23 protein-coding genes are annotated in these 26,175 nt (G+C 39.7%); 11 read left to right on the plus strand and 12 right to left on the minus strand.

The window, feature by feature from the left end:
• Window positions 1-445: 445 nt before the first annotated feature.
• Complete coding sequence (locus N782_RS02925) at window positions 446-985, minus strand: transcription repressor NadR (protein ID WP_036815963.1); 540 nt, start codon at window positions 983-985, stop codon at window positions 446-448.
• A gap of 32 nt (window positions 986-1,017) precedes the next feature.
• Window positions 1,018-2,163: an IscS subfamily cysteine desulfurase gene (locus tag N782_RS02930; RefSeq protein ID WP_036815965.1), complete on the minus strand. Its 1,146-nt coding sequence runs from the start codon at window positions 2,161-2,163 to the stop codon at window positions 1,018-1,020.
• Window positions 2,164-2,267: 104 nt separating this feature from the next.
• Between N782_RS02930 and nadB the strand changes: the two genes are divergently transcribed.
• The 3 genes from nadB to nadA are packed head-to-tail and all read left to right on the plus strand — an operon-like array spanning window position 2,268 to window position 5,781.
• Window positions 2,268-3,857: an L-aspartate oxidase gene (gene nadB / locus N782_RS02935; protein ID WP_036815966.1), complete on the plus strand. Its 1,590-nt coding sequence runs from the start codon at window positions 2,268-2,270 to the stop codon at window positions 3,855-3,857.
• A complete protein-coding gene (gene nadC, locus N782_RS02940; RefSeq protein ID WP_036815968.1) occupies window positions 3,826-4,662 on the plus strand; it encodes a carboxylating nicotinate-nucleotide diphosphorylase in 837 nt (278 codons plus the stop codon). The genes nadB and nadC overlap by 32 nt, the downstream gene beginning before the upstream one ends.
• Before the next feature lie 12 nt (window positions 4,663-4,674).
• Complete coding sequence (gene nadA, locus N782_RS02945) at window positions 4,675-5,781, plus strand: quinolinate synthase NadA (RefSeq protein WP_036815978.1); 1,107 nt, start codon at window positions 4,675-4,677, stop codon at window positions 5,779-5,781.
• 108 nt (window positions 5,782-5,889) lie between these two features.
• On the opposite strand, the gene N782_RS02950 is transcribed toward nadA, so the two are convergent.
• The 7 genes from N782_RS02950 to treP all read right to left on the minus strand — a co-directional run bounded on the left by N782_RS02950 (window position 5,890) and on the right by treP (window position 13,565).
• Window positions 5,890-6,492: a metal-dependent hydrolase gene (locus N782_RS02950; protein WP_036815981.1), complete on the minus strand. Its 603-nt coding sequence runs from the start codon at window positions 6,490-6,492 to the stop codon at window positions 5,890-5,892.
• Between the two features lie 200 nt (window positions 6,493-6,692).
• On the minus strand, window positions 6,693-7,895 hold the full coding sequence (gene megL / locus N782_RS02955) for a methionine gamma-lyase (protein ID WP_036815983.1): 1,203 nt from the start codon (window positions 7,893-7,895) through the stop codon (window positions 6,693-6,695).
• 143 nt (window positions 7,896-8,038) lie between these two features.
• Complete coding sequence (locus N782_RS02960) at window positions 8,039-8,590, minus strand: REP-associated tyrosine transposase (protein ID WP_036815984.1); 552 nt, start codon at window positions 8,588-8,590, stop codon at window positions 8,039-8,041.
• A 203-nt stretch (window positions 8,591-8,793) separates the two neighbouring features.
• Window positions 8,794-9,414 (minus strand): LysE family translocator, encoded by a 621-nt coding sequence (locus N782_RS02965; RefSeq protein ID WP_036815985.1) that lies wholly within the window; start codon window positions 9,412-9,414, stop codon window positions 8,794-8,796.
• Window positions 9,415-9,663: 249 nt separating this feature from the next.
• The gene (treR, locus tag N782_RS02970) at window positions 9,664-10,374 is read right to left on the minus strand and encodes a trehalose operon repressor (RefSeq protein WP_036815986.1); all 711 of its coding nucleotides are present in this window, start codon (window positions 10,372-10,374) and stop codon (window positions 9,664-9,666) included.
• Between the two features lie 20 nt (window positions 10,375-10,394).
• Complete coding sequence (gene treC / locus N782_RS02975) at window positions 10,395-12,065, minus strand: alpha,alpha-phosphotrehalase (RefSeq protein WP_036815988.1); 1,671 nt, start codon at window positions 12,063-12,065, stop codon at window positions 10,395-10,397.
• Between the two features lie 96 nt (window positions 12,066-12,161).
• Window positions 12,162-13,565, minus strand: a complete 1,404-nt coding sequence (treP, locus tag N782_RS02980; protein WP_152600701.1) for a PTS system trehalose-specific EIIBC component — start codon at window positions 13,563-13,565, stop codon at window positions 12,162-12,164.
• A gap of 566 nt (window positions 13,566-14,131) precedes the next feature.
• Between treP and rarD the strand changes: the two genes are divergently transcribed.
• The 3 genes from rarD (at window position 14,132) to N782_RS02995 (ending at window position 17,526) form a co-directional block, all read left to right on the plus strand.
• A complete protein-coding gene (rarD, locus tag N782_RS02985) occupies window positions 14,132-15,070 on the plus strand; it encodes an EamA family transporter RarD (RefSeq protein ID WP_420805573.1) in 939 nt (312 codons plus the stop codon).
• A 95-nt stretch (window positions 15,071-15,165) separates the two neighbouring features.
• Window positions 15,166-15,813 carry a glycoside hydrolase domain-containing protein gene (locus N782_RS02990; RefSeq protein ID WP_036815993.1) on the plus strand — a complete coding sequence of 216 codons (648 nt, stop codon included), beginning with the start codon at window positions 15,166-15,168 and terminating at the stop codon, window positions 15,811-15,813.
• 192 nt (window positions 15,814-16,005) lie between these two features.
• A complete protein-coding gene (locus N782_RS02995; RefSeq protein WP_036815997.1) occupies window positions 16,006-17,526 on the plus strand; it encodes an FAD-dependent oxidoreductase in 1,521 nt (506 codons plus the stop codon).
• A gap of 110 nt (window positions 17,527-17,636) precedes the next feature.
• On the opposite strand, the gene N782_RS03000 is transcribed toward N782_RS02995, so the two are convergent.
• Complete coding sequence (locus N782_RS03000) at window positions 17,637-18,548, minus strand: phosphotransferase (RefSeq protein ID WP_036816003.1); 912 nt, start codon at window positions 18,546-18,548, stop codon at window positions 17,637-17,639.
• 326 nt (window positions 18,549-18,874) lie between these two features.
• Here N782_RS03000 and N782_RS03005 point away from each other — a divergent pair, with 326 nt between their 5' ends.
• From N782_RS03005 to N782_RS03015, 3 genes are all read left to right on the plus strand, one after another.
• Complete coding sequence (locus N782_RS03005) at window positions 18,875-19,651, plus strand: glutamine ABC transporter substrate-binding protein (RefSeq protein ID WP_036816004.1); 777 nt, start codon at window positions 18,875-18,877, stop codon at window positions 19,649-19,651.
• Window positions 19,652-19,759: 108 nt separating this feature from the next.
• Window positions 19,760-20,422, plus strand: a complete 663-nt coding sequence (locus tag N782_RS03010; protein ID WP_052111139.1) for an amino acid ABC transporter permease — start codon at window positions 19,760-19,762, stop codon at window positions 20,420-20,422.
• The gene (locus N782_RS03015) at window positions 20,423-21,145 is read left to right on the plus strand and encodes an amino acid ABC transporter ATP-binding protein (RefSeq protein WP_036816008.1); all 723 of its coding nucleotides are present in this window, start codon (window positions 20,423-20,425) and stop codon (window positions 21,143-21,145) included. It abuts the gene before it with no gap.
• Window positions 21,146-21,251: 106 nt separating this feature from the next.
• On the opposite strand, the gene N782_RS03020 is transcribed toward N782_RS03015, so the two are convergent.
• Together N782_RS03020 and asnB are read right to left on the minus strand one after the other, a co-directional pair.
• A complete protein-coding gene (locus N782_RS03020) occupies window positions 21,252-21,449 on the minus strand; it encodes a DUF2188 domain-containing protein (RefSeq protein ID WP_036816009.1) in 198 nt (65 codons plus the stop codon).
• Window positions 21,450-22,500: 1,051 nt separating this feature from the next.
• Window positions 22,501-24,006, minus strand: coding sequence for an asparagine synthase B (asnB, locus tag N782_RS03030; protein ID WP_036816011.1), 1,506 nt, complete (start codon window positions 24,004-24,006; stop codon window positions 22,501-22,503).
• A 390-nt stretch (window positions 24,007-24,396) separates the two neighbouring features.
• Here asnB and N782_RS03035 point away from each other — a divergent pair, with 390 nt between their 5' ends.
• Complete coding sequence (locus tag N782_RS03035) at window positions 24,397-25,353, plus strand: SGNH/GDSL hydrolase family protein (protein ID WP_420805574.1); 957 nt, start codon at window positions 24,397-24,399, stop codon at window positions 25,351-25,353.
• Window positions 25,354-25,374: 21 nt separating this feature from the next.
• Window positions 25,375-26,040, plus strand: coding sequence for a YpmS family protein (locus tag N782_RS03040; protein ID WP_036816012.1), 666 nt, complete (start codon window positions 25,375-25,377; stop codon window positions 26,038-26,040).
• The last annotated feature ends 135 nt before the right edge of the window (window positions 26,041-26,175 follow it).

Consider the following 26,175-nt stretch of genomic DNA (forward strand, 5'->3'; position numbering starts at 1 on the left):
TTAGTCAATCTAATTATCGTCTTAGCCCCCTTGATATCAAAGGGATTTATACGTGTTTTACCACCTTGAATATATGAATCAAAAGTGTTGAAACTTTTCCCCTTAATCCAAGTATTGGAGCAAACCTTCCTTGATAAGAACTCCAAAACATGGCGTTGATTCGGTGGGAATTTGCGAGACTCCTGCGGAAAAACGATCGAGTGAAGACCCCGCAGAGAGGCAAAGCCGAACGAGGAGGCTTCACCGATTGTCCGCGGAAAGCGAGTGAATTCCCACCGAATCAACCACTCAGCACCAAAACTCCTTATTCCAGATTATGCTTCTTATCTGGAATAAAACTATTTAGATTAGTTGATTCCAAAATCAACACCAAACTTTAACATAGCCTATAATTTAAACTATGTAAAAACAACTCCCATGCCCTGAAGACATGAGAGTTGCACATTTAAGAGCGAACAATATATCCTTGTTGATCCAATGCCTCTACGGCTTCATCAAGCATCTGCTCATTGGTAGCAACAATCGTATGCATATGGATACCGCCTGTTAGTTCCAATAAGTACGTTGCTTGGTTGGATTGGATTTGTTTGATAAATTGCTTAACTTCTTTTCGATTTGAGATATGCAAGGAAGCTGTTAAATCCCCATATACTGGGTGTTCAACGGAGACATCTTTTATAATTACCCCATGATCGACTAGTAGGTTTAGTTCTGCTTCTGTTTGGTCTGCTGTGTGGTAGCTTACGATGGTGCGTTCAACTTGATTAACATTGTTGGAGTCATTCAAGTACATATACCCCTGACTCGTAGCAATGATAGGTTCTTGTTTGGCTTTTAATAAAGAGATATCTCCGACAATAACCTGCCGACTAACATTGGCTTGTTTCGCTAATTCGCTCCCTGTTATCGGTTCAGAGCTAGATCGGAGAATCTCCAAAAGCATGGCACGTCGCTCTTCACCCAGCACTTTCTTCTGATGGCTCATATCTAACGCTCCCTTTAAGTCTTTGTACTAAGTTATTGTAGCACAATTTGATGGCGCTCTTCGATAGTTTGTATAAGGGTATTCGCTAATTGTTTGACTTCCTCTTTCGTATGATCTCTACCAAATGAGATACGAATAAACGTCTTGGCTGTTTCTTTGCTTTTATTCATAGCCATCAAAGTTGGGGAAGGAGCCTGGTTTCCTACCTGACATGCACTTCCTGTGGAGAATGCAAACCCTCGTCGATTACCTTCAAGCATCATCCACTGTCCTTCTATTTGCGATACACATAAACCAACGATTGCATAGATGCGTTTTGACTTGTTCGGGATAATCCAGTCAACATATGAATCTACCGTATTCATTGTTTCGACAAACGTATCATGCAACTCTTTAAAATGATTGGTATGTGCAGATAAGTTCTTTACTATTTTTTGAGATGCAACTGTAAAGCCAACAACTGCAGGTGTATTTACAGTACCGGCTCTTACACCTTTTTCATGACTCCCATTTGGTAGGAACGGGTGAAACGTTAAGCTCGGTCGGATGTAAAGAGCCCCAACGCCCTTAGGTCCATATACCTTATGACTGGAAATGGCATAGCTATCGATTTGAGGGACAATCCCCGTCACATCTACCTTTCCAAATGATTGAACGCCATCCACATGGAGCAACACTCCAAATTCACTGCAAAGAGTAGCGATTTTTTCAATAGGCTGGATTGTTCCTAGCTCTGGGTTTACATGCTGAATAGCTACACATGCCGTATCTTCCGAAAGCTTATTAGCTAGCTCTTCTATGTCTATTATTCCCTCATCTGTAAAGGGGATTCGACTTATTTGATAGCCTTCCCTTTCAAGTTTTTGGGAACAATGTTCAATAGAAGCATGTTCGGCACCGGAAATAATAATGTGCTTTCGGTTTTGATTTGAGCTGATTAACGCATGTATGCCTAAAAAATTACTCTCCGTTCCACCAGAGGTAAAATAAATCCCTTTCGATTCTACCCCTAATAAATTACCGAACGTATTTCGGCACTCCTCGAGTAGCGTCTCAGCCTGACTACCTGTGTCATGTAAACTTTGTGTATTTCCAAAATAGGAAGTCGCTGCTTTGTTGTATGCTTGGAGCGCCTCTTCATCGATTGGACATGTAGCTGCATAATCAAAATACATCATGTAATCGCCTCTTCCTTACAATTTTTCGCACAAAATACTTGTCATTAGTTTAATTGTATGTAAATATAAGTGTCAAGACACCTGTTAACTCAGGAGGTTACAAAATGCAAAAAACAGACGTTGTCATAATTGGTAGTGGGATTGCATCACTCCAGCTTGCGAGTAAGCTTTCTAAGCATTTGAATGTGATTGTTCTCACAAAGTCTAGCCTTCAACATGGGAACTCTTCTTTGGCACAAGGCGGCATTGCTGCAGCTATTGGCTTGGATGATGATCCCTACCAACATTATTTAGATACATTAGAAGCAGGAAGATATAGCAACAACCATCAAGCAGTTCAATTATTAACCGAAGAAGCCCCGGAAATGATTGATGATCTTTTACAACAAGGGTGTGAATTCGATCTTACAGAAGATGGTACCCCTTCGCTAGGTATGGAGGGCTCACACCGCCAACATCGTATTGTTCATGGTGGTGGTGATCAGACAGGAAAGCGAATTGTTGAATGCTTAACACAACAAATCGGAAACAACATTACCGTGATAGAAGATTTTTTTGTTTATGAGTTACTGGTCGATTCCCCTTCCAATGCATGCTATGGCGTAAAAGGAAAAGATCGTGCAGGTGACATTCAAACCTTTGTTGCTAGTCACATCGTACTCTCCACTGGCGGTTGTGGGCAGGTGTATTCATTAACTTCAAATGCATCAACTGTAACTGGAGACGGCATTGCGCTTGCTTATAAAGCTGGAGCAACAGTGATGGATATGGAATTTGTACAGTTTCATCCTACTCTCCTTTATTTAGATGGAGAAACAAAAGGATTAGTTTCAGAAGCTGTACGGGGCGAGGGTGCCAAATTAGTCAATGAACATGGTGAACCTATCATGAAAGGCGTCCATCCCCTAGAAGATCTCGGACCACGTCATGTCGTTTCTCAAAGGATTTACGAATCTATCCAGCAAGGTCATACGGTTTATCTAGACATCCGCTCCATCGCAAATTTCCAAAAACGATTCCCTAGTATTACGAGCCTATGTGAGTCACATGGCGTATCGATAAGCCATGGGTTTATTCCTGTAGCACCTGGATGTCACTTTTTAATGGGTGGAATCCAAACAGATGAAATAGGCAGAACGTCTATTAATGGACTATACGCCATTGGAGAAACCGCATGTACGGGAATTCATGGGGCAAACAGGCTGGCAAGCAATTCATTACTTGAAGGACTTGTCTATGGGAAGCGTTTAGCTAATTACGTTAATCAACAGCCAATTAGAACCTATCAAGCTATCTCGAGCCACTTATTACACAATCAACCTAGCATACATCCTTCTTTACCTCTTCCAACCTTTACACATATCCAAAGAAAGATGATGAGACACACAGGCATTGTCAGAGAGAAAGACTCTTTAAAGGAACAGCTCAACTGGCTTGAATCTTATTCCCTGAAGCATTTATTACAAGCAAACTATAACGCCCTTACGAAAGACCAAATCACGACCATTTTTATGCTTATCACATCTTGGCTGATTACATCCTCTTCCTTAACACGGGAAGAGAGCCGCGGAGGACATTTCAGAAGTGATTTTCCATTGGAAAAGAAAGAGTGGGAGGCGAAGCATATCCTCCATCAGAAACACTATACAAAGGGTGACATACATGAACAAAATCAAGCTACGGCAATTAATTGAACAATTTTACCTTGAGGATATAGGGGAAGGCGATCAAACAAGTAGCCTTTTATTTGATTCAACCACAAAAGGAAAAGTACATTTTATCGCTAAAGAAACTGGTATTTTTTGTGGAACAGATGTTATTGAAATAGGTTATGAGCTTCTATCGAAACATATCGAAATCCAATTCTTTATACAAGACGGAGACCAAGTAGAAGAAGGCCAGATAATCGCGACAGTGGAAGGTCCCATGTCCACATTGTTAACTGGTGAACGTGTCATCTTAAACCTCATACAAAGAATGAGCGGCGTAGCTACCATTACGAAACAAGCAGTGCTTCTATTAGATAGTCCTTATACTAGAATTTGTGATACTAGAAAAACCACACCTGGACTTCGAATGCTTGAAAAATATGCAGTTCGAATGGGTGGGGGCTTTAACCACCGAAATGGATTATATGACGCGGTGATGATCAAGGATAATCATATTGCCTTTGCAGGGTCCATTACGAAAGCGGTGACTAGTTTACGAGAACAGTTGGGACATATGATTAAAGTTGAAGTCGAGACGGAGACAGAGGAACAGGTAAGAGAAGCAGTCGAAGCTGGTGTAGATTGCATCATGTTCGATAACCGAACACCAGAGGAAATAGAACAATTTGATAAGCTCGTTCCTGTTTCCATCACCACTGAAGCCTCTGGTGGGATTAATCTAGCAAACTTGCATACGTACCGCCACACTGGCGTTAATTATATATCGCTTGGGTGTTTAACCCATTCGGCAACGGCCCTTGATATTAGTGTAAGAGTTGAAATGCAATAAGGAGGTACTATAGTGAATATTTTTGAAGCAGTTGAACAGAAAACTCCGATGCTTCCGGAACAGTATAAGCAAGCTAGTACAGAGGATTTAGAGCAACGCGTACGTGGTGTGAAAGAACGAATGGGTTCCCGTCTTTATTTGCCAGGACATCACTATCAAAAAGATGAAGTCATTCAATTTGCAGACGATCGTGGCGACTCATTGAAGTTGGCTCAATTGTCTGCAGATAATCACCAAGCCGAGGCGATTGTATTTTGTGGGGTTCACTTCATGGCTGAAACGGCAGACATTTTAACGAAACCTGAACAGAAAGTGTACTTACCTGACATGCGAGCAGGCTGTTCCATGGCCGATATGGCCAACATTGATCAAACGGAACAAGCTTGGCAAAAGCTCATGGAGCTATTTGATGATACGATCATGCCGCTCACCTACGTGAACTCTACAGCTGCTATCAAAGCTTTTGTAGGGAAGAACAATGGTGCAACCGTGACCTCCTCCAATGCAGAACGGATGGTAAGCTGGGCATTCACACAAAAAGAACGCATTTTATTTTTACCAGATCAGCACCTTGGACGAAACACAGCCTACAACCTGGGTATTCCATTAGAACAAATGGCCGTTTGGGATCCGATTATAAATGAGCTTATTTATGAAGGAAGTATAGAAGATATCAAGGTAATTTTATGGAAAGGACATTGTTCTGTGCATGAGAATTTCACCGTACAAAATGTTCATCAATTACGAGAAGAATCTCCGGATATGAACATCATTGTCCACCCAGAATGCCGCAGAGAAGTTGTGGCATTATCTGATGATGCAGGCTCAACCAACCACATCATCAATACCATTGAAAATGCACCATCTGGATCATCATGGGCCATTGGTACAGAGATGAACCTAGTGAACCGAATTATACAGGAGCATCCTGATAAACACATCATTTCTCTTAATCCGAATATGTGTCCGTGCTTAACCATGAACCGCATAGATCTCCCCCACCTTGCCTGGTGCTTAGAGTCCATCGAAAATGATGAACCACATAATGTTATTGAGGTAGATGCGAACATTGCTCGAGACGCAAAGAAAGCTTTGGATCGGATGTTGGAAAGAGCTTAGAAAAGTTCATCGTGATTGTTCACCACATCGCGATTACGTGTTTTCCGTTTAAAAGATTTGATTATCCAAAAAACAAGGCCTCCGCAATTGGGGAGGCCTTGTTTTACGTTATCCGAGTACATTTTTCGATAGGATAATAATGTTTAAAACTACTAGCGCAGCTGTAATGCTCACTTCTATCGGTGAGCCAGTGCGAAATGTATAAAAGAACTTCACGTGCTTTCTACTTATCGGATAAAACAGTGGAATCCCTCTTTTGGTGAGAAAATCTCCAAATAAATGGGAAACGATACCTGTTAAGAAACCAATTAAATAAAACAAAGGGATGGCGATATATGTATGAAGTAGGAAACTGTACGCCCCCATTAATGCAAGAAAGGCAATGGAATGGGTGAATTTACGATGCCCAGAATACACAAACAATAACGGCGATAAAATCATCAATAAAAACTGAGCAGACCTCGAAAACCCTGGCGTCAATATCTCCACTCCAACGAGGCATATAACAAACATAAATCCCCAGCGCTCGAATGGCCCACCTAGCTTGGACTTTGGTGTATCGATATCCGGTATGAGCGATCCAATAATGACTGCTACAAAAAATAAAATCGTAGCAAACAACTGCTCCGGTATGTAGCCTACACTATTGTATATCGTAATAGCCCCCATCCCCCACGTAAAGCCCATCACCTGATGACTTGTAGCAACCATATGCATCCTCCTTCTCATGTTGAACCTTATCCATGGTGCTGAATGGTTACAAATACCAATAGTACGATATTAATGGGCTTTGGTTCAATAGGATAATCGAGCGAACTTACGAGAGTTGTGGCACAAGAACATAACACTAAGTACTATTATCTTTTATCAGCAAAAAAGCCTTCCTACAAAAGGAAGGCTAACGTATCTATTTATTTGTGTAATCTAGCAGATGCAACTTGATCTAGAGCTTGCTTCAAGTCCTCCCAAATATCCTCCCATGCTTCGAGTCCCACTGATAGACGGACCAGCTGGTCGGTAATGCCCATACGTCTTCTCGTTTCTTCCGGTACGACCGAGTGCGTCATGGTGGCTGGGTGCTGGATTAAGGTTTCTGCATCGCCTAAGCTTACAGCAGTTTTAATAAAACGCAGCTGATTGAGGATATATTGTGCATCTTCCTTCTCTCCCTTTATTTCAAAGGAAATCAGACCCCCGCCTTGCTTCATTTGTTTTTTCATAATGTCATAGTCTGGATTTGTAGCATCACCCGGGAAATAAACCTTTTCTACAACAGGGTGATCTTTCAAATAGGCAACGATTTTTTCTGCATTCTGACAATGACGATCTAGGCGGACAGGAAGTGTTTTTAACCCTCGTAGCAATAACCAGGCATCAAAAGGAGAAATAATTCCTCCTATATCTTTTTGCGTCGTCATCGCCACCTCTTGAATGAATTCCTGCTTTCCAACCAGCAAACCAGCCACCACATCTCCATGACCCCCGATATACTTCGTAGCGCTATGCAACACGACGTCACAGCCTTTTGTTAAAGGCTTTTGTAAATACGGCGAACAGAACGTATTGTCGACGACCACAGGAATGTTGTGCTCCTTGGCCACAGTGGAAACGAGCTCTAAATCGATTAAATCCATGGTCGGATTAATTGGTGTTTCAATATAAATACAGGACGTCTCTGGTTTAATAAGCGAACGAATTTGTTCAGCGGTCTTCATGTCACTAAAATCTGTTTGGATATTATATTTTTCTTCCATCATCGTTAATAAGCCAAACGTACAACCATACACTCCACGCGAACAAAGGATATGATCATTTGCTTTTGTTAAGGCAATTAACACAGCCGATACAGCCGCCATACCAGAACCAAAGGCAAGGCCGGCCTCCCCTTCCTCAAGCTGAGCGATACGATCTTCCAACGCTTTTACTGTTGGATTACCTAGACGGGAGTAAATGTATCCATCTTCCTTCCCTGCAAAACGCATTTCTCCCTGTTCAGCACTATCAAACGTAAAGGTAGATGTTTGGAATAGGGGTGTTGTCAAACTTCCTAAGAAATCCTTTGAATCATAACCCCCATGGATCACCTTTGTTTCAAAACCATGCTCTTTCTTCATCCTATATCCCCCTCTTACTTAGAAGAACCCTTTATTACTATCATATGGGATGATAGCTATAAATGAAAGCGTTTTCTTCTAAAAGGTGCCAGACCCCCACCACGTTAATGCATTAAAGTATGGCTTGAAATTCCTCCTGTCTATTACACTTCTCCTTCATCAAAGCTCAGAATATACTCTTTATAGTTTGAAATTTGGGGTTCTTGAAATAAGTCGAGGATTGTCTGTATTTCTATGAAACCATGATTCGAATTCATATCAACATACAAGGGATAACTACTCCATCGATAAGTATCAGGTGAGTAAGAGAGACCGGCTTTTACTGGATTAAGATGGATGTATTTACTTACCTTTTTCAAGTAGTGAGTAGATTCAATCAATTTCGAATGGTATCTTCCTTGAAAAACATGGCCTGAGAAATCATATTTCTTATTGAAATACTTTGCATAACGAAATTGAATAAATTTCATGATCTCTCCAGGTGAGTGATTTTGCAATTCTACTAAAAGGTGAATATGGTTTGGCATGAGGCAGTAGGAGAGGATAGTAAATGGAGACTCTTCCTGACACTTCTTCAATAGATGTAGATAAGTTTCATAATCTTCATTACCATAAAACAAATGACCTTTTCTATTTCCTCGAGCAGTTATGTGTAATTGTGCGCCCCGATACCATACACGTATAGGTCTAGACAAAATAATACCTCCTTTCATTTCTTCATGATTTTACGAAAAAAAATGAAAAGAGGCGAAAGTATAATTTGCCAATCTTATGGTTCTAAACTGCAGTAATATTAATTTATGAAATAACGTACCTCAACATTTTGCTAGCAAAAGATAGCTCAATACAGTAATTCCATGATATTTTATCACACTAACGCAGTGGGGGTCTGGCACCGTTAAAGAGCGAGCTTCACACCAATCACGCTCAAGATAGCACCCTTAATCAGATTGATCCGTTTTTCTATAGCTGGATATCGCTCCAGCCATATGCGAACTTTTTCAGCAAAAAAACTTATTGTCGTAAAGATGACAAATGCTTGTAGTAAAAACACAATTCCCATCAAAACCATTTGAATAGGAACCGCCCAGGCATTGCTAGTAGAATCGATAAATTGTGGGAATAAAGCTAGAAAAAATAGGGATACCTTAGGGTTCAGAACATTCATAAATATACCGCGCTTATAGAGCTTGCTATAGCTTAGTTTAGGCTGTGAACCTATTTCAAAGGAGGTTTTGCCTTCCCGAAAAGCACCCCAGGCTAAGTATATTAAATATATGGCTCCAGCGTATTTTACTATCATGAACGCGAAACTCGACTGATAGATGATGGCTGATATTCCAGCTGCAGCTGCTGTAGTATGTACAAATATCCCAGTACACAACCCAAGTGTCGTCATGATACCTGCTTTTTTATTTTGTGAAATACTTTGAGCAAGCACAAATAAATTATCTGGTCCTGGCATTATAGTAAGCACAACTGCAGCACCTAGAAATGAAAGTAGCAACGCAATACTCACTTTATCCCCCTCCTTCTCTACAGTTTGTTTATCATGATTTTACTATGGTTTATTGAAAAGAAACACCTTTACGCATAAATTCCTTTATCATGTTAACGCAGTGGGGGTCTGGCACCGCATATTGAAAAAGGATAAGAAAGGCTTTTTCTGCGCAATACCTTTAACGCATTAACGTAACGGGGGTCTGGCACCATAAAAGGCGGCACCGTAAAAAGCCCCTCTGACCATGTTGGCCAGAGGGGTGTTTATCTACCTTCTTGCAAAATCCACGAACCGGAATTTGTCTGGGCGGTGGCGGGATTCTGTGTATTGGAAAAGGGTAGTATCGTCGAGGTACACAAAGTTTTTGATAACGACCACATTGGGATAGTCTTTTAAGTCAAGGTAGCGCTCGTCTTCGTTGGTAGGCTCTTCTACTGTAATCTCTTTCTTAGCAAAGCTTATCTTGAGCTCTAACTCTTGTTCCAAATAAGCATAAATGGATTCTTCGCAAATGCTCTTCGTCAGCTTTGGTACTTGATTATAGAGAATATAATCTTTATCTAAGATGATTTTCTCCCCTTGAAAGGAACGAGAGCGTGTCACATGCCAGATTAGATCCTCATCACCTAGTTCCATTGCGGAACGAATGTGCTCTTCAGGAGATGATAAGGAGAGCTCATGTACCTCGGTAACGGGTGGTTCTCCCATATCATCGGCAAGTTCCTTAAAGCTAACGAGTCCTGAGACAGGGAAATCAAACTTTTTAATATCGAGTACAATAGAGCCTTTTCCACGTACCTTTTGGATATATCCATGCTGAGATAACCGATTCAACGCCTTACGAATCGTTTCTCGTGACGTTTCATACGTTTGAGAGAGTTCATTCTCTGAGGGAAGCTTCTCTCCTACTTTGTAGACCTCTTTTTTTATTTTCTCGACAATGTCCTGATAAATGGACATAAATTTGTTTTGTTGCATGACACCATCACTCTTTTAGTTTACTTAGTTAAATGAAAGACAACAGACTCATACGGACGAAGAGTGATGTGATGAATGTCTCCTTGCGTATCTTGATAATTGGTCAATAGAACGCTTCCAGTGTACCCTTCTACATCAATACCTTCTGGTAACGTAAAGGTTGTTTCATTCGCATAAAAGTTGTTCACGACAAGTAGCTTTTCGCCCTCACCATGACGAACATAAGCAAAGATTTCATCATCATCTTCGAGAATGAGTTCGTACTCTCCATATGTCATGATATCATACTGTTTGCGAAGTTGAATAAGGCGTTGGTAATGATAAAAGATGGAAGTTTCATCTTCTAATGCAGCCTCAGCATTCACTTGTTCGTAGTTAGACGCAACAGGAATCCATGGGATATTTTCTGTAAACCCTGCCTGTCTTCCATCTGTCCATTGCATTGGTGTACGTGAGTTGTCTCTTGATTTTTGACCTAAAATGGCTAGGATTTCCTCTTCATCTTTTCCTTGTTCTTGAAGAATCTTATACGTATTAAGAGCTTCGACATCACGATAGTGCTCGATGGAATCAAATTTTGGATTGGTCATACCAAACTCTTCCCCTTGATAAATATAAGGAGTGCCTCGCATCAGATGAATCGTTGTCGCAAGCATTTTAGCTGACTCTTTGTGATACTCTTCATCATTACCAAAGCGTGATACAACGCGTGGTTGATCGTGGTTACACCAGAATAAAGCATTCCAGCCGCCGCCTTGCTGCATCCCAACTTGCCATTCAGATAGAATCTGCTTCAGCTGTTGAAAATCAAAATCGGCAACTGTCCATTTTTCTCCGTTAGGGTAATCGACTTTTAGATGGTGGAAGCTAAACGTCATATCTAGCTCTTCGCGTTCAGGGTTTGTGTATTTTACACAGTTATCGATTGTTGTAGAAGACATCTCCCCTACTGTCATCATTTCGTATTTAGAGAAGACTTCCTGATTCATTTCATGCATGAACTCATGCACACGAGGGCCGTCTGTGTAATACTTACGACCATCGCCTTCGTAGTCATTAGGGAACGCCTGATTCTTGGAAATCAGATTAATAACATCCAAGCGGAAACCATCAACACCTTTTTGTAGCCAAAAATGCATCATATCGTAGACGCTTTTACGAACCGCTTCATTCTCCCAATTCAGGTCAGCCTGAGTCACGTCGAATAGATGAAGGTAGTATTGGCCTGTACCTTCATCGTAAGCCCATGCATTGCCTCCAAATTTAGACTGCCAGTTCGTTGGTTCCGCACCATCAACTGGATCCTTCCAAATATAATAGTCACGATATGGATTGTCTTTGGATTGTATGGACTGCTGGAACCATTCGTGCTCTGTAGAAGTATGATTAACCACAATATCCATAATGATACGGATGTTTCGTTTATGAGCTTCTTCTAGAAGACGGTCAAAATCCTCCATCGTGCCATACTCTTCATGAATATCAAAGTAATCGCTAATGTCATATCCATTGTCACGTTGAGGGGATTTATAAATAGGAGTTAGCCAAATAACGTCTACTCCCAATTGATCGAGATAATCAAGCTTTTCAATAATACCTTGAATGTCTCCTGTCCCATTTCCAGTCGTGTCATTGAAGCTTTTAGGATAGATTTGATAAACAACAGAATTTTTCCACCATGGTTGTGTCATGTCTGCACCGTCCTTTGAAGATTTTTAGAACGAGCAAATAGCAACCAATAAAGCAAGGTTGCTATTCCACTCGTAAATGTTTCCTACATATATTTTCTATACTTTACGACCTTTAGCAATGAAGTAAGTGGCTACGAATGGTAGTACAATAACAATCGCCATTCCAATTAAGAAGAATAACCAATCCTCAGGAAGGATAGAGAATATTCCTGGTACGCCACCTACACCGATAGAAGAGGCTTGTACGTTTTGCACCGTAATGATTAGAGCTGCAACAGCTGAAGATACTAGCGCTGCAATGAATGGGAACTTATAACGTAAGTTTACCCCGAATAAGGCAGGCTCTGTGATACCTAACCAAGCTGACAAGCCAGATGAACCTGCTAGTCCTTTCAATTTCTCATCTCTCGTGGCCATCATCATACCAAGTGCAGCAGATCCTTGAGAAATGTTGGATAGTGCTAGAATTGGCCATAAGAACGTTGTACCTGTGTTACCAATCAGCTGAATATCGACAGCTAAGAATGTGTGGTGCATACCTGTAATAACCATTACTGGATATAGTGCACCGTAAATTAAACCACCAAGTGCAGCAAAGTTATCGAAGATTGAAACAAGTCCATCTGTAATCAAGTTACCTAGTCCAAACATAAGTGGTCCGATTGCAATAAACGTAATGAAGCCTGTCACTAGTAGAGCAACTGGTCCAACGATAAGTAACTGAATAGAGTCCGGAATACGTTGACGTAAAAACACATCAATTTTAGCTAGTATATACGAAGCAAAGAGTACAGGTAATACCTGACCTTGATAACCAATCTTCTCCACTTCTAATCCAAATAAATTCCATTTTGGAACAGAACCTTCTTTTACCGCTTCACCATATGACCATGCGTTTAATAAATCTGGGTGAACAAGCATTAAACCAAGTACGATACCGAGTAGTGGATTACCACCGAATTTCTTAACCGCAGACCAACCTATCAACCCGGGTAAAAACACGAAGGCTGTATTGGCTATTAGATTTATAATATTCGCCAGGTCACTCCATTGTGGGTACACATCAATCAGGGACTTCTCATCAAAGAAAATGCCCGTCCCAGATAAGATATTGTAGATACCCATAAGCAAACCAGCTGTAACGATGGCAGGTAAAATCGGAATAAAGATATCTGCCAATGTTTTAATGGCACGCTGCAGTGGATTCATTTTCTCGGAAGAAGCTGCTTTTACATCATCTTTCGTAGCTTCTCCAACTCCAAGTTCATTTAACTCTTTATACATCTTCTCAACAGTTCCTTGTCCAATCACAATTTGAAATTGTCCATTTGTTGAGAAAGAACCTTTAACTGACTCTATGCTTTCTAGTTTGTCTTGATCGACTTTACTCTCATCATGTAAAGATAACCGAAGTCGCGTTACACAGTGAGTTGCAGCCGCAATATTCTCTTGACCACCGATGGCCTCAAGAATTTGTTTAGCATCTTTTTTCAAATCCATGATGTACCCCTCTCCCTGCATAAAATTTTGTCTCATAAGAAAAGCGCAAGCGCCCGCTTAGCGACGTACAAACTGCGGCCCACACGACGTGGGTTGGTTCGATGTTGCTACGTGATGTAGCGATTTTAATCGAACTTACCCTGAATCCGTATGAGATAAAGCAACACGAAGAGCTTAAGCGATTCGATGTTGACTTATCGTAAGGAGGAGCAGGAAGTTTGCTAGTCGCTGGGCGCTGAAGCTAGACATGTAAGCGCCAGAAACAATACTTTCTTCACTTAAAAAAAGTTGTCTAACCCAAGTACCAACAGCTAGTTGAACAAAGCACCTGAGTATTTTCACAGAAAAAATAAAGCGTTTTCCTATTACCTTGTATATACATGATATCGCATACATTTAATTTTGTATATACAAGCACTCATTTTCATAATATTTATTCTATTTTTTGATATACAATCCATTAAAAATTGAAAACTAGTATTATTTCGAAGGATTCATCTTTCTGTAACCATCTTCCATGCCTTATACTTATATGGTGTGAATCTGAAGATGAAATGAGGGATCGTATGTCTGAAAATGAACAAAAAGTTGGTATTTTCTATACCCTTTGTGCTTATACCTTATGGGGAGTCTTACCTTTGTATTGGAAGCAAGTACAGAAGGTTCCTGCTGGTGAGATACTAGCTCACCGTATTGTATGGTCATTTCTTTTTATGATGGCTATTGTGTTCATTACGAAAAACGGGAGAGCTCTTTTTCAGGAAGCGATCCAACTCATTGGACAAAAAAAGAGGTTAATCGGAATAACGCTTGCATCTATTACGATTAGTATTAATTGGCTCACCTACATATGGGCAGTGAACGCCAATCATGTTGTAGAAGTTAGTTTAGGATATTACATCAATCCTCTAGTAAGTATCCTGCTTGGGATGATTATTTTGAAAGAACGTCTTACGCCATGGCAGGTTGTATCATTTCTTTTAGCAACGATAGGAGTCTTGAATCTAATCATTCATTTTCATCAAGTTCCTTGGATTGCCTTGCTGTTAGCGTTAAGTTTTGGAGCATATGGACTGTTAAAAAAACAAATTCAGCTCAGTTCCATGTTTGGCTTAACAATTGAAACATTCATGATTACGCCTATCGCGATACTGTATTTAACTCAGAGCAACTTAGCTGGTACAGGATCTTTTACCATCTCCCCTCTCGTCACATTATTATTGGTTGGGGCTGGAGTCGCAACAGCAATACCATTGTTGTTTTTCGCAAGTGGAGCGAGGAGAATCCCTCTTTCCATGGTTGGATTTCTGCAATATGTGGCTCCTACACTCATGTTGTTACTTGGCGTTTTTCTATACAATGAGCCGTTTACGGAGACTCACTTCATTTCGTTCGCATTCATATGGATTGCCTTGTTCCTATACAGTCTTTCGCGTACAAAATGGTTTGTCCATGTAGAGCACAAATTGTTCCCTAATAAGAAGTCCATCCAACAACACTATTAAAAGTTCCCGTTATTATTTGAAAGAAACATTGTCACCTTGCCTATTTTTGAATATACATGTAACGAGTTGATTCATATAGGAAAGGGTGTACGAGAATGGGATATGTATGGGGAGTGGACTCTACCCAAAAGGTTACAAAAGAGCTTTATGATTGCGTATTAAAGACCTTTGGGAAACCTGAATACTGGGGAAGATACTTAACTACTGTACCAAACGCTTCTCAAGGATTAACATCAGAAGAAATTACATTTTTGCAGAATAGCGGCACCAAAGTATTGCCAATTTACAACAATTTCAAGGATGCCACTGGCTATCGAAAAGGAAAAGTTACAGCTCAGAACGCCGCATTTCACGCACAACGACTTAAATTTCCAAAAGGGCGATTACTGTTTGCAAATATTGAGAAGTTTTTTGATGTAGATGAATCTTGGATACGGGGCTATGTGGATGGACTATATAGTACTGATTATAAACCTGGCTTCTACATTGACCCCGTAAATGGTCCGTTTAGTAGTGCTTATTGTAAAGCAGTATCGAAAGACAGCAGAGTTTCCAATCAATCGGTATTATGGAGCACCCTCCCCGATCGTGGCGTGTCAAAGGCAAGAAAAGCCCCGAAATTCAACCCAACCAAACCAACATGCAAATCAAACGTGTGGGGATGGCAGTACGGTCGTAATGCTAAAAACTGTCCCATTAACACAAACCTGGTGGATGACAGGCTCTATAATATGCTTTGGTAAGGTAAAAACGTTAATTCGAGCTAATCTAAAGAAAAGAATGGGTCCGATACTAAAAATGGATAGGATGATAATCGGACCCATGGCTAGTTATAGAACTTCATCATTATCTCCTGTCTGTTCTTTATTCGTATAACTCTTCCCATAATAAGACAAAGTAAAGAGAACAAGTCTTATATGAGGAGGAACTTTTTTATGAACGAAAAGCAAAATGACACCATACCAACAAGCTATTGGATTAAAGACACAAACCTTCCTACCTTCCCGTCTTTATCTCAGGATACATCAGTAGATGTTGGGATAGTTGGCGGTGGTATTACAGGCATTACAACAGCTTATCTATTAGCGAAAGAGGGCTTTAAAGTAGCCCTTCTTGAGGCGGATGAACTAGTAAAAGGGACAACCGGACATACGACTGCAAAAATCACAGCTCAACACGATGTTATTTACCATGAATTATTGCAGCATGTAGGAAAAGAAAAAGCCAGGCTGTATTATAAGTCCAATGCGGAAGCTCTTACATTTATGAAAGAGCTAGTAGAAGAGAAACAAATTGATTGCGATTTCACAGAAGAGGATGCTTTCATTTACGCGAATACAGATAAAGGCGTTGAGAATATTGAGAAAGAGGTAGAAGCGTATAAGGAACTTGGCATACCAGGCGGATATGTAGATGAATTACCTATCGATTTTTCTATAAAATCAGGGATTGTCATGGAAAAACAAGCACAGTTCCATCCCTTACGTTACCTATCATTCCTAATTGATGAGCTAAAGAAAATGGATGTTGAAATCTATGAACATACTGTCGCAAATGATGTGGAAGAAGGAGAACATCCAACCATCGTGACAAAAGAAGGCTCTCGTGTCACGTGTTCCTCCATCATTTCGTGTTCCCATTTCCCTTTTTATGATGGTAAAGCATTGTACTTTAGTCGAATGTACGCTGAGCGTTCTTATATTGTTGGTGTAAAAACCGAGAAACCCGTTACAGAAGGAATGTATCTAAGCGCAGATGAGCCGAAGCGCTCGATTCGAACAGCTACTGTTGATGGTGAGCCTATGTTACTTATTGGTGGAGAAAGCCATAAAACTGGCCAAGGAGGGCATACTTCTGATCACTTTGAGGCTTTACAACAATTCGCAGATGAGCATTTCACCATTAAGCAGACCATGTACCAATGGGGAGCTCAAGACCTAATAACACTAGATAAAATCCCTTATATCGGTCGATTAACTTCTAATCATGACAATATCTTTGTAGCTACAGGTTATCGAAAATGGGGAATGACAAACGGAACAACGGCAGCCATCCTACTTTCCAACCTTATTAAAGGGAAAAAATCATTGTATGAAGAGCTCTATACACCATCACGTTTCTTGGCAGACCCTAGCATAAAGCATTTTCTCAAAGAGAACCTAAACGTAGCGAAGGAATTCGTAAAAGGAAAAGTACAAGCTCCAGAAAAACATATCGAGGACTTACAAAACAATGAAGGCGATATAGTCACCTATGACAATCAACGAGCAGGAGCTTATAAGAATGACGAAGGTAACGTACATGTTGTAGATACTACATGCACTCATTTAGGCTGTGAAGTGGAATGGAATAACGGTGAAAAAACATGGGACTGTCCATGCCACGGCTCAAGGTTCTCGGTCACAGGCGAGGTTCTGGAAGGTCCGGCTGATCAACCTTTGAAAAAACTAATGTAATAATATTTTGTTAACCAGCTGTATCCTGAATCAGTTGGCTTGTTACACACATTGCACATATATCTATCCCGAGCGCCCAGCAACTTGTAAATTTCCAGGGCGCTTTATATTTATTCTATAACCCGGTCAATTGCATCTCCTGCTACTTCTACAAGGGAATGGTCTTGCAAGTCATGCCCATACAATAATTGAATAACAGATACATACACACCAAAAAACCTTGCCAAAATATGAGTATACTCATGGACCTCACCATACATATTGAAAAACCTTTCCCGAGCTTGTTTTGGGAAGAACGTATAAACAAAGGCCAAATCAATTGCCGGGTGTCCAATGTGAGTGTCACCCCAGTCTATAATCCCACTCAACATTCCATCTTCATCAACTAGAACATTCCTTATATGTAAATCACCGTGCACAAGAGTATTCCGGTTAAAATCAACCCCTTCTACCCTCTCCAGTTCTCTCAAAAATGCTGACATCTTTTCATCCCTAGCTAATAACCCAATTTCATAAGCTTTGGTAAGGTTGGCTAAGAGCTTTGGCTTCCTTTTGGTAATGTTCAAACGTTCAATCGGATCCACAGGAACACCACATTGTTGGGCCCAATCCTTTGATACGGAATGGAGTTTTTTCAAAAACTCAGCGATCAATGGAACAGAATCGGCCCGAATATGATCTTCGATAACGCCTGGAACCTCTCCTTTAATAAACGGATAACCAAGAAAAAGCCATGGATATCCGTAATCCGGCTGACCAAACATAATTGGTGTTGGAATAGATATCGGTAGTTGGGTGGACAGCTTAGGTAGGAGTCCTTTTTCTATCTTTAATAAATCTTCAGCAATTTGCTTTCTAGGGAAACGGAAAATATAATTTTGATTCACTTCAAATACGGTATTATCAAACCCCTCTCCAATTTGTTGAATGGATACAGGGTGAAGATTGGGAAACTGGTTTTCAATCAGTTGAACGGCATCTTTTGAAGATATCACAACTTCGGGAGTCCAATCCGCACACATCACAACATCTCCTTTTCAAACAAAATAGCTAACATGTAGACATTATTATAATTCATTTTCATTAAAAGCGCAGGATACATTTCCCCAAAACATCTGATTTTCTTTTAACATAAATCAGAAGCCTCTCTCTAAATTATGCATATTTTCCAGAAAATAAAAACTATCTAGAGCTATTAATAGGAAAATAGTGTTAAATGTATATTTTTCAGAATTTTTGAAAATAGAACAAGCCATACGGCTCTGTTTCGAATTTAAAATTTTCTGATAACTATGGGATAATGTTATTTATGATAGAGATAAACCATTAATTGGAAGGGGACAATTACATGAAGAAGTTATTTACGCTCGTTATTGCACTATTATCATTTTCATTACTAGCAGCGTGTGGCACTAGTGGTGATTCAGCCAACGGTGAAGGCGGAGACAAAGAAACCTATACTGTGGCAACGGATGCTAATTTTAAACCATTTGAGTTCAAGGACCCTGAAACAGGTGAAATGAAAGGGTTTGATATTGAACTAATGAAAGCCATTGCTGATGAGGCTGGTTTTAATGTTGAGTTCAAATCCATGCAATTTGATGGACTTATTACAGGAATGCAGTCTGGTCGTTTTCCATTAGCGATTGCTGGTATTTCCATTACGGATGAGCGTAAGGAATCAATCGCTTTCTCTGATCCATACTATGATTCTGGTGTTGTTCTAATGGTTAATAAAGACAACAACGATATTAAATCTATAGACGACGTAGATGGTGTAACCGTTGGTACTAAAACGGGATCTACGAGTGAAAGCTACTTAAAGCAAAATACTGATGCGGAAGTAAAGGCATTCCCAGATATCATTAATGCATACATGGACGTAAAGTCAGGACGCCTTGATGCAGCACTTTATGATTTACCAAATGTGAAATACTACATCAACCAAAGTGGTGAAGGTAAGTTAAAAACAGTTGGTGACGTACTGGAAGCCCAATCTTATGGAATTGCGTTACCGAAAGAATCTGAGTTAGTTGAAGACGTAAATAAAGCGTTACAAGCTGTTAAAGATAATGGAACCTATGACGAAATCTATGAAAAATACTTTGGTTCCAAATCAGAGTAAGAACCACTCATATACTTCTTAGATTACCTCTATGGGCAAAGAGCGTAACAGGTGCATGTGCTTGTTACGCTTTTTTGCCCGTAAATGAAGACAAGGAGCGATAATACAATGATTGAAGCCATTCAAGAATCTCACTATTACAATAGCTTGCCATTTCTTCTAAAAGGTTTACGTTGGACAGCCTTCATTACCTTTGCTGGATTATTTATTGGCTTTATACTTGGTGCTATCTTTGGTTTAGGTAGACTATCAAAAAGTAAAATCATCAGTACCCTTTCTACTGTTTACGTAGAAGTCGTTCGTGGTACACCGATGTTAGCTCAAATACTTTTTATTTATGCGGGCCTAACAAAAGGAATCATAGGATTTAATATAGATGCTGTGACGGCATCGATTACCGCGATTGCTATAAACGCAGGCGCATACATAGCAGAAATCGTTCGTGGAGCAGTTTATTCTATTGAAAAAGGACAGCACGAAGCTGGCCGGGCGATGGGTTTAACGCAACGCCAAACGATGAGGTATATTATTTGGCCACAAGCTTTTAAACGAATGATTCCTCCTTTAGGGAACCAATTTGTAATTAGTTTAAAAGATACATCCTTACTATCTGTTATTGCGATCCCAGAGATTGTTTACCAGGGTAAACAATACTATAATATTACCTATTCTCCATTCCAAACGTTAGTCATGGTATGTTTGCTTTATCTAGTGATCACCATACCAACATCACTTTACCTACGTCGATTAGAAAGGAAGCTGGATGTCTAAATGATTACAGTAAAAGATCTGCATAAATACTTTGGAAAAAATGAAGTGTTAAAGGGAATCAACGCTCATGTTAATGAGAGCGAAGTGGTATGTGTCATTGGCCCATCTGGTTCCGGTAAAAGTACTTTTTTACGTTGCTTGAATTTATTAGAGGAAGTTACTTCTGGAGAGATTGAAATCGATGGAGATGTACTAACTGACCCTAAGGTGGATATTAATGCTGTGCGCTCGCAAGTTGGGATGGTGTTCCAACATTTTAACTTATTCCCACATATGAGTGTATTAGATAACATCACCTTAGCCCCGATTAAAGTAAAGGGACTCTCTAAAGAAGAGGCAGAGGAAGCTGCACGTCCACTTCTTGATAAGGTTGGACTTTCTGATAAAGCGGACGCATATCCTGAAAGCTTATCAGGAGGTCAAAAACAGCGTGTGGCTATCGCAAGATCACTCGCCATGGACCCTAAAGTTATGTTGTTTGACGAACCAACTTCCGCTCTCGACCCTGAACTTGTTGGCGATGTACTTCAAGTAATGAAGGATCTAGCAAAGGAAGGCATGACGATGGTCGTCGTAACACATGAAATGGGCTTTGCTAAAGAGGTAGGAGACCGTGTACTCTTTATGGATGAAGGAATCATTATGGAAGAAGGGTCCCCAACTCAAATTTTCGATATGCCTCAACATGAAAGAACCCAATCATTCCTTAGTAAAATACTATAATGACAAAAGAGTTGCTGTACACCGGCACTAGATATTTAAAGCCTAGCATACTAGTATGCTAGGCTTTTTCTCTATCATGAATGATATTATGGATGTGAGAAGCTTTTTAGAATGAGCGTTCTTCTTCTACTTCATGATATTTATCAAGAATGTAAACTTTACTCGGAGAATGCTCTTTGGCAATTTCCTCAGCTTTTTCTACTGCAGAATCACGATCAACGTAATGCTCAGTAGGCGCTACATCTTCTACTTTTACTAACCAACCCGTAGCATCTTTGTTTGGTGCAACTGTGTATTCGTTCATGATTTATCGCTCCTTTTTTTTATGGGTTTGGTAGAGATGTTCCCATTCTTTTGCCAACGCAAACATTATATTTAAAAAATATGCGTTTGGTGATTCCACTTTCTCTAATGAAGTGGAATATTTGCTGGGGATTTATGAGCGAGATTTAATTTTTGGTTTGTTAAAGTTTGTTGTTGATATAATAATGAAAGAGTTTTATGTTCTTACACAACATAACTGGTGAGGCTGGACCCGTTACGTTTGTGAGGAAGGGGCTACGGTGAAATGGTTCGCTTTCCGCGGAGGAACATGCAAGCCTCCTCGTTCGGCTACGCCTCTCTGTGGGGTCTCGCATTGTCCCTTCTTCCGCAGGAGTCTCACCATTTCCCTCCGCCCATAGTATGTGGTATAACGGATCCTTCGTATTTAGTGCTAGATTGAGTATTAAGATAGCAACACATCAGTCAATCTTGTTCATTTTAGGTCCCTTGATATAAAAGGGGTTTCAGCATGTTTTACCACCTTGAATATATGAATCAATAGCGTTGAAACTTTCCCCTTAATCCAGATAAAAGGTAAATACCTTCCTTGTCGACTAGCGTACTATAAACTAGTTATGTTTGTGGATAGCTTTGATAAAGTGATGTGGGCCTACAGGATGTAGGTCAGTTCGATGTTGCTGCAGGAAGCAGCGATCTTAATCGAACCTCCACCTGTTCTCGAACTTCACCATAAACAGGACAGTTTGTACATCGCTAAACGGGCGCTCACGCTTTTGTTTATAAGGACAACAAAACATGGCGTTGATTCGTTGGGAATTTGCGAGACTCCTGCGGAAATACGATCGAGGGAAGACCCCGCAGAGAGGCGAAGCCGAACGAGGAGGCTTCACCGATTGTCCGCGGAAAGCGAGTGAATTCCCAACGAATCAACTATTCAGTACCAAAAGTTTAACGTTTCTTAATTTTAAGAGCGAAATCAACGATATATGGCGACCGACTATTATTTTCACTAAAAAAGTCGCATGAGAATAACTCTCATGCGACTTTGCGCTTCATATCGCTTATGCAAGCTATGCAGTTGCCCATTTACCAATCGTCTCTAGTGCTGATGATTGAGGGAAACTTTCTTTAAAGTACTTGTAGTATAAGCATTCTTGTTTGCTTCGGATGGGTACTGTTGCTTCTTGATTTAGCTGTTTAAATTCTTTATCAGATATATGCTCGTTTGCATAGCTTTCCAATATATCTAAAGCACCGCTCCCTGCTGAGAATTCCTCTTTCTTTCTCCACAATACATGTTCCGGAAGCATATCGTTAAAGGACTTACGAAGAATGGTCTTCTCCATTTGTTCTTCTGTATGAAGCTTTAAATGGGCAGGAATTTGTAACGCCTCATCAATTAACTCTAAATCCAAGAACGGAACACGAAGTTCAAGTGAGTGTGCCATACTCATTCTGTCCGCTCGTTGAAGATTAATATTATGCAGCGTATTAATGATTCGGATGATCTCCTCATTCAAGGATTCTGTTGTTTCAAACTTGCTAAGATAATCGTATCCTGCAAACAACTCATCTGCACCTTCTCCTGAAAGGATAACCTTCACATGCTTAGAAGCTAGTTTCGATACAAAGTAGTTCGGTAATGCACTTCTGACTAACGACGGTTCATATGATTCTAAGGAATAGATGACATGTGGAATAGCTTCAATTAGTTCTTCTTGCGTGTACACGTACTCATAGTGTTCCGTCCCAATCGCTTCTGCTACTTCACGAGCACGTAAAAGGTCTTCACTACCTTCTGATCCTACACAGAATGATTTGATTGGTTGATCCGATTTGTTTAACTTAGCCGCAATTGCTGCAATTAAACTACTGTCTAATCCTCCACTTAGTAGGACGCCTACTTCTACATCAGCTAACATACGCTTCTCAACAGCCTTTGTTAAGGAATCATGGATAGCTGAAGTATATGCTTCTTCCGGCTTTTCCTCCGTAGTATTGGTTGGATTCTCTATTTTTCTATAACATACAAACCCTTTTTCAGGAGTGAAATAATGACCTGCAGGAAACTCTCGTACGTCATCCGTCACCTGGTATAACGTCTTAAGCTCTGATGCGAAAATATATTGGTCGTTCTCATCCTTACCGTAATATAGAGGCTTAATCCCTAATGTATCACGTGCTGCGATGAATGTATTGGTTTCTTCATTTGCAATAAAGAAAGCAAACATACCATCTAGCTTCTTAATTCCCTCTACTCCTTCTTTCTCCACTATTTTAAGTGCTACTTCACTATCTGACTCTGTTAAAAATGTTTCTGTTTTTTGTAATTCCTGTTTTAATTCAGGGTAGTTATATATTTCTCCGTTACAGACAATCCATTTTGACTCATCTTGATTATGAATAGGCTGGATGCCATCATGTAAACCAATAATAGATAACCGCTGATGCCCGAGGTGAAAATGTGTTAGTGGTACCTCTTTCCCTTCGTCTGGACCTCGATGTTTCATACTGTCTAATACGTTGTTCATTTGTTGTTTATTGATATGGCCTGTCATTGCAAATATGCCACACATGTTTATTAAGTCACCTCAGTGTATTTTATTTAAACCGTCTTATATTATATACTTCCCCATAAAAATAACCAAATGTAGGAAGATACAACATTTTGGAATCCCCTCTATTATTTGTAAGCATAAGCTTTCTATTTTATTAAGACTAGATAAATTAGCTACTCATTAAACGAGAGTGTCATTTATTAAAATTTTAGAAATAAATGTGTAGTAATAAGCTGTTTTTGTTTATTTTTCATTCACTGTATTACAGTCAGCTTTTATAATATAAATACGAACCACTATACCACATTTCCAATAATTGATAACAAACCCCGTCCCCAACTCTCGTAAAAATGAATGTGGGACAAGTGTGATTGTACTATCCTAAATGTTAGACAGGATGTGATGAAGGTGAAGCATAAGCTTATAAAAACCATTACCATATTAGTCTCTTTAGTTGTCGTTTTTACAGGAGCTCTGTATCTATACGGTAAAGAAAACGCAACTTCAACCGAAAATAAAGAAGTAGAGAAAATCCATACAAAACAAGCAACAAAGCCAGTAAGAGATACTTCTGAGGAAGAACCAGAAACCGAAGAAAAGAATATATCCGAGGGAATCAAAGAAGCCTTCTCTCATGTAATAGATGGAGCAAAGGGTATTTTTATTCGTGAAAATCTAGATATTGTCGCCATAGGAGATTCGTTAACCGAAGGGGTGGGTGATAGTACGAATAATGGAGGCTACGTAGGGATTGTGGAGAGTACGTTACAAGAAAACAAGAATAACGTAGAGATTTCGATCAAGAACTTTGGTAAACGAGGCAACCGTACCGATCAATTACTTAAACGATTGGAAGAAGATAAAATCGCTTCCTCTATCGAAGATTCTGACCTTATCCTTATTACGATCGGTGCCAATGATATTATGAAAGTTGTAAAAAATAATGCCACTAACCTAAACTACCAGGCTTTTGTTCAGGAGCAAAAAAGTTATCGTAATCAACTACAAGAGATTTTCACAACCATACGAAATAAAAACGATGAAGCGTCTATCTACTTAATTGGATTATACAACCCATTCAATCAATATTTCAGCAACATCCCAGAGCTTGAACAAATTATTCAAGATTGGAATAGCATTAGTAAAGACGTTGTAAGGGAAAATGAAGGAGTTGAATTCATACCTATCAAAGATTTGTTTGAAAACCCTACCCAACCTCTTTACTCAGAAGACAATTTTCATCCAAATGAAAATGGCTATAAACTAATGGCAAAACGGGTACTTGATTCTATTAAAAGTGAGATTGAAAAGATAGAAGACGAAAATACCACTGAAGAAGACAGCAATCAGGAGGAAACAGAATGATCGATAGAGTGGAGTTTTGGTATGTTCAATGCAATTAAAGTAAACAAGTGGAAATGGCTATTTTGGTTGTTGGCCATTATTAATGTTGGTGTGATAGCGTGGTTAGTCTTTCTCGTCTATGTGCCGTCGAATACAACAACCATTCCTGAAGATGACCCTATACAAGGCAAACAAGCTGAGTTCACCCTTCAATCCACTACTAATAATATTAATGAAATTATTAATAGTTATTTAATAGAATTATCAAAAGGGGAACCACTAAAATACTCTGTTTCCCTTGAAGATAGTGTAGAATTGAGGGGAACGATTATTGCTTTTGAGAAAGAAATACCATTAACAATGAAGTTTGAACCAAAGGTACAACAAAATGGCGATCTTATGTTAGAGCAAACTTCTATTACACTAGGTCGATTACAATTACCTAATAGAAAAGTATTAGATTATATACGTGATAATTATCCAATGCCCGATTGGGTCATCGTAAACCCAGATGAGGAAAGTATTTATGTAGCTTTCACGAAAATAAAAGCTAAATATGGCTTAAAAGTAAAAGCCAAAGCCTTTGATTTAGAAAAGAATCAAATCGCCTTTAAAGTAACTGTTCCACATGAAACGCTAGGCCTAGGAAAATCAACTTGGCTCAAAAACTTCATGCAAAAACAAACAGAACTGCCTGAGAACAATTAATGTTCCCAGGCAGTTTTTTTGTTACTATTGTTCCTCTATCTAGCTCAAACCTAGAAAGTAGGGAATATGTGTGCTAATTAGCAGCCCACGGACTGACCTAGATACAGCATTATGAGCGAGATTCTTGATTTATGA

The sequence above is a fragment of the Pontibacillus yanchengensis Y32 genome, assembly GCF_000770635.1.
Classification (GTDB): domain Bacteria; phylum Bacillota; class Bacilli; order Bacillales; family BH030062; genus Pontibacillus; species Pontibacillus yanchengensis.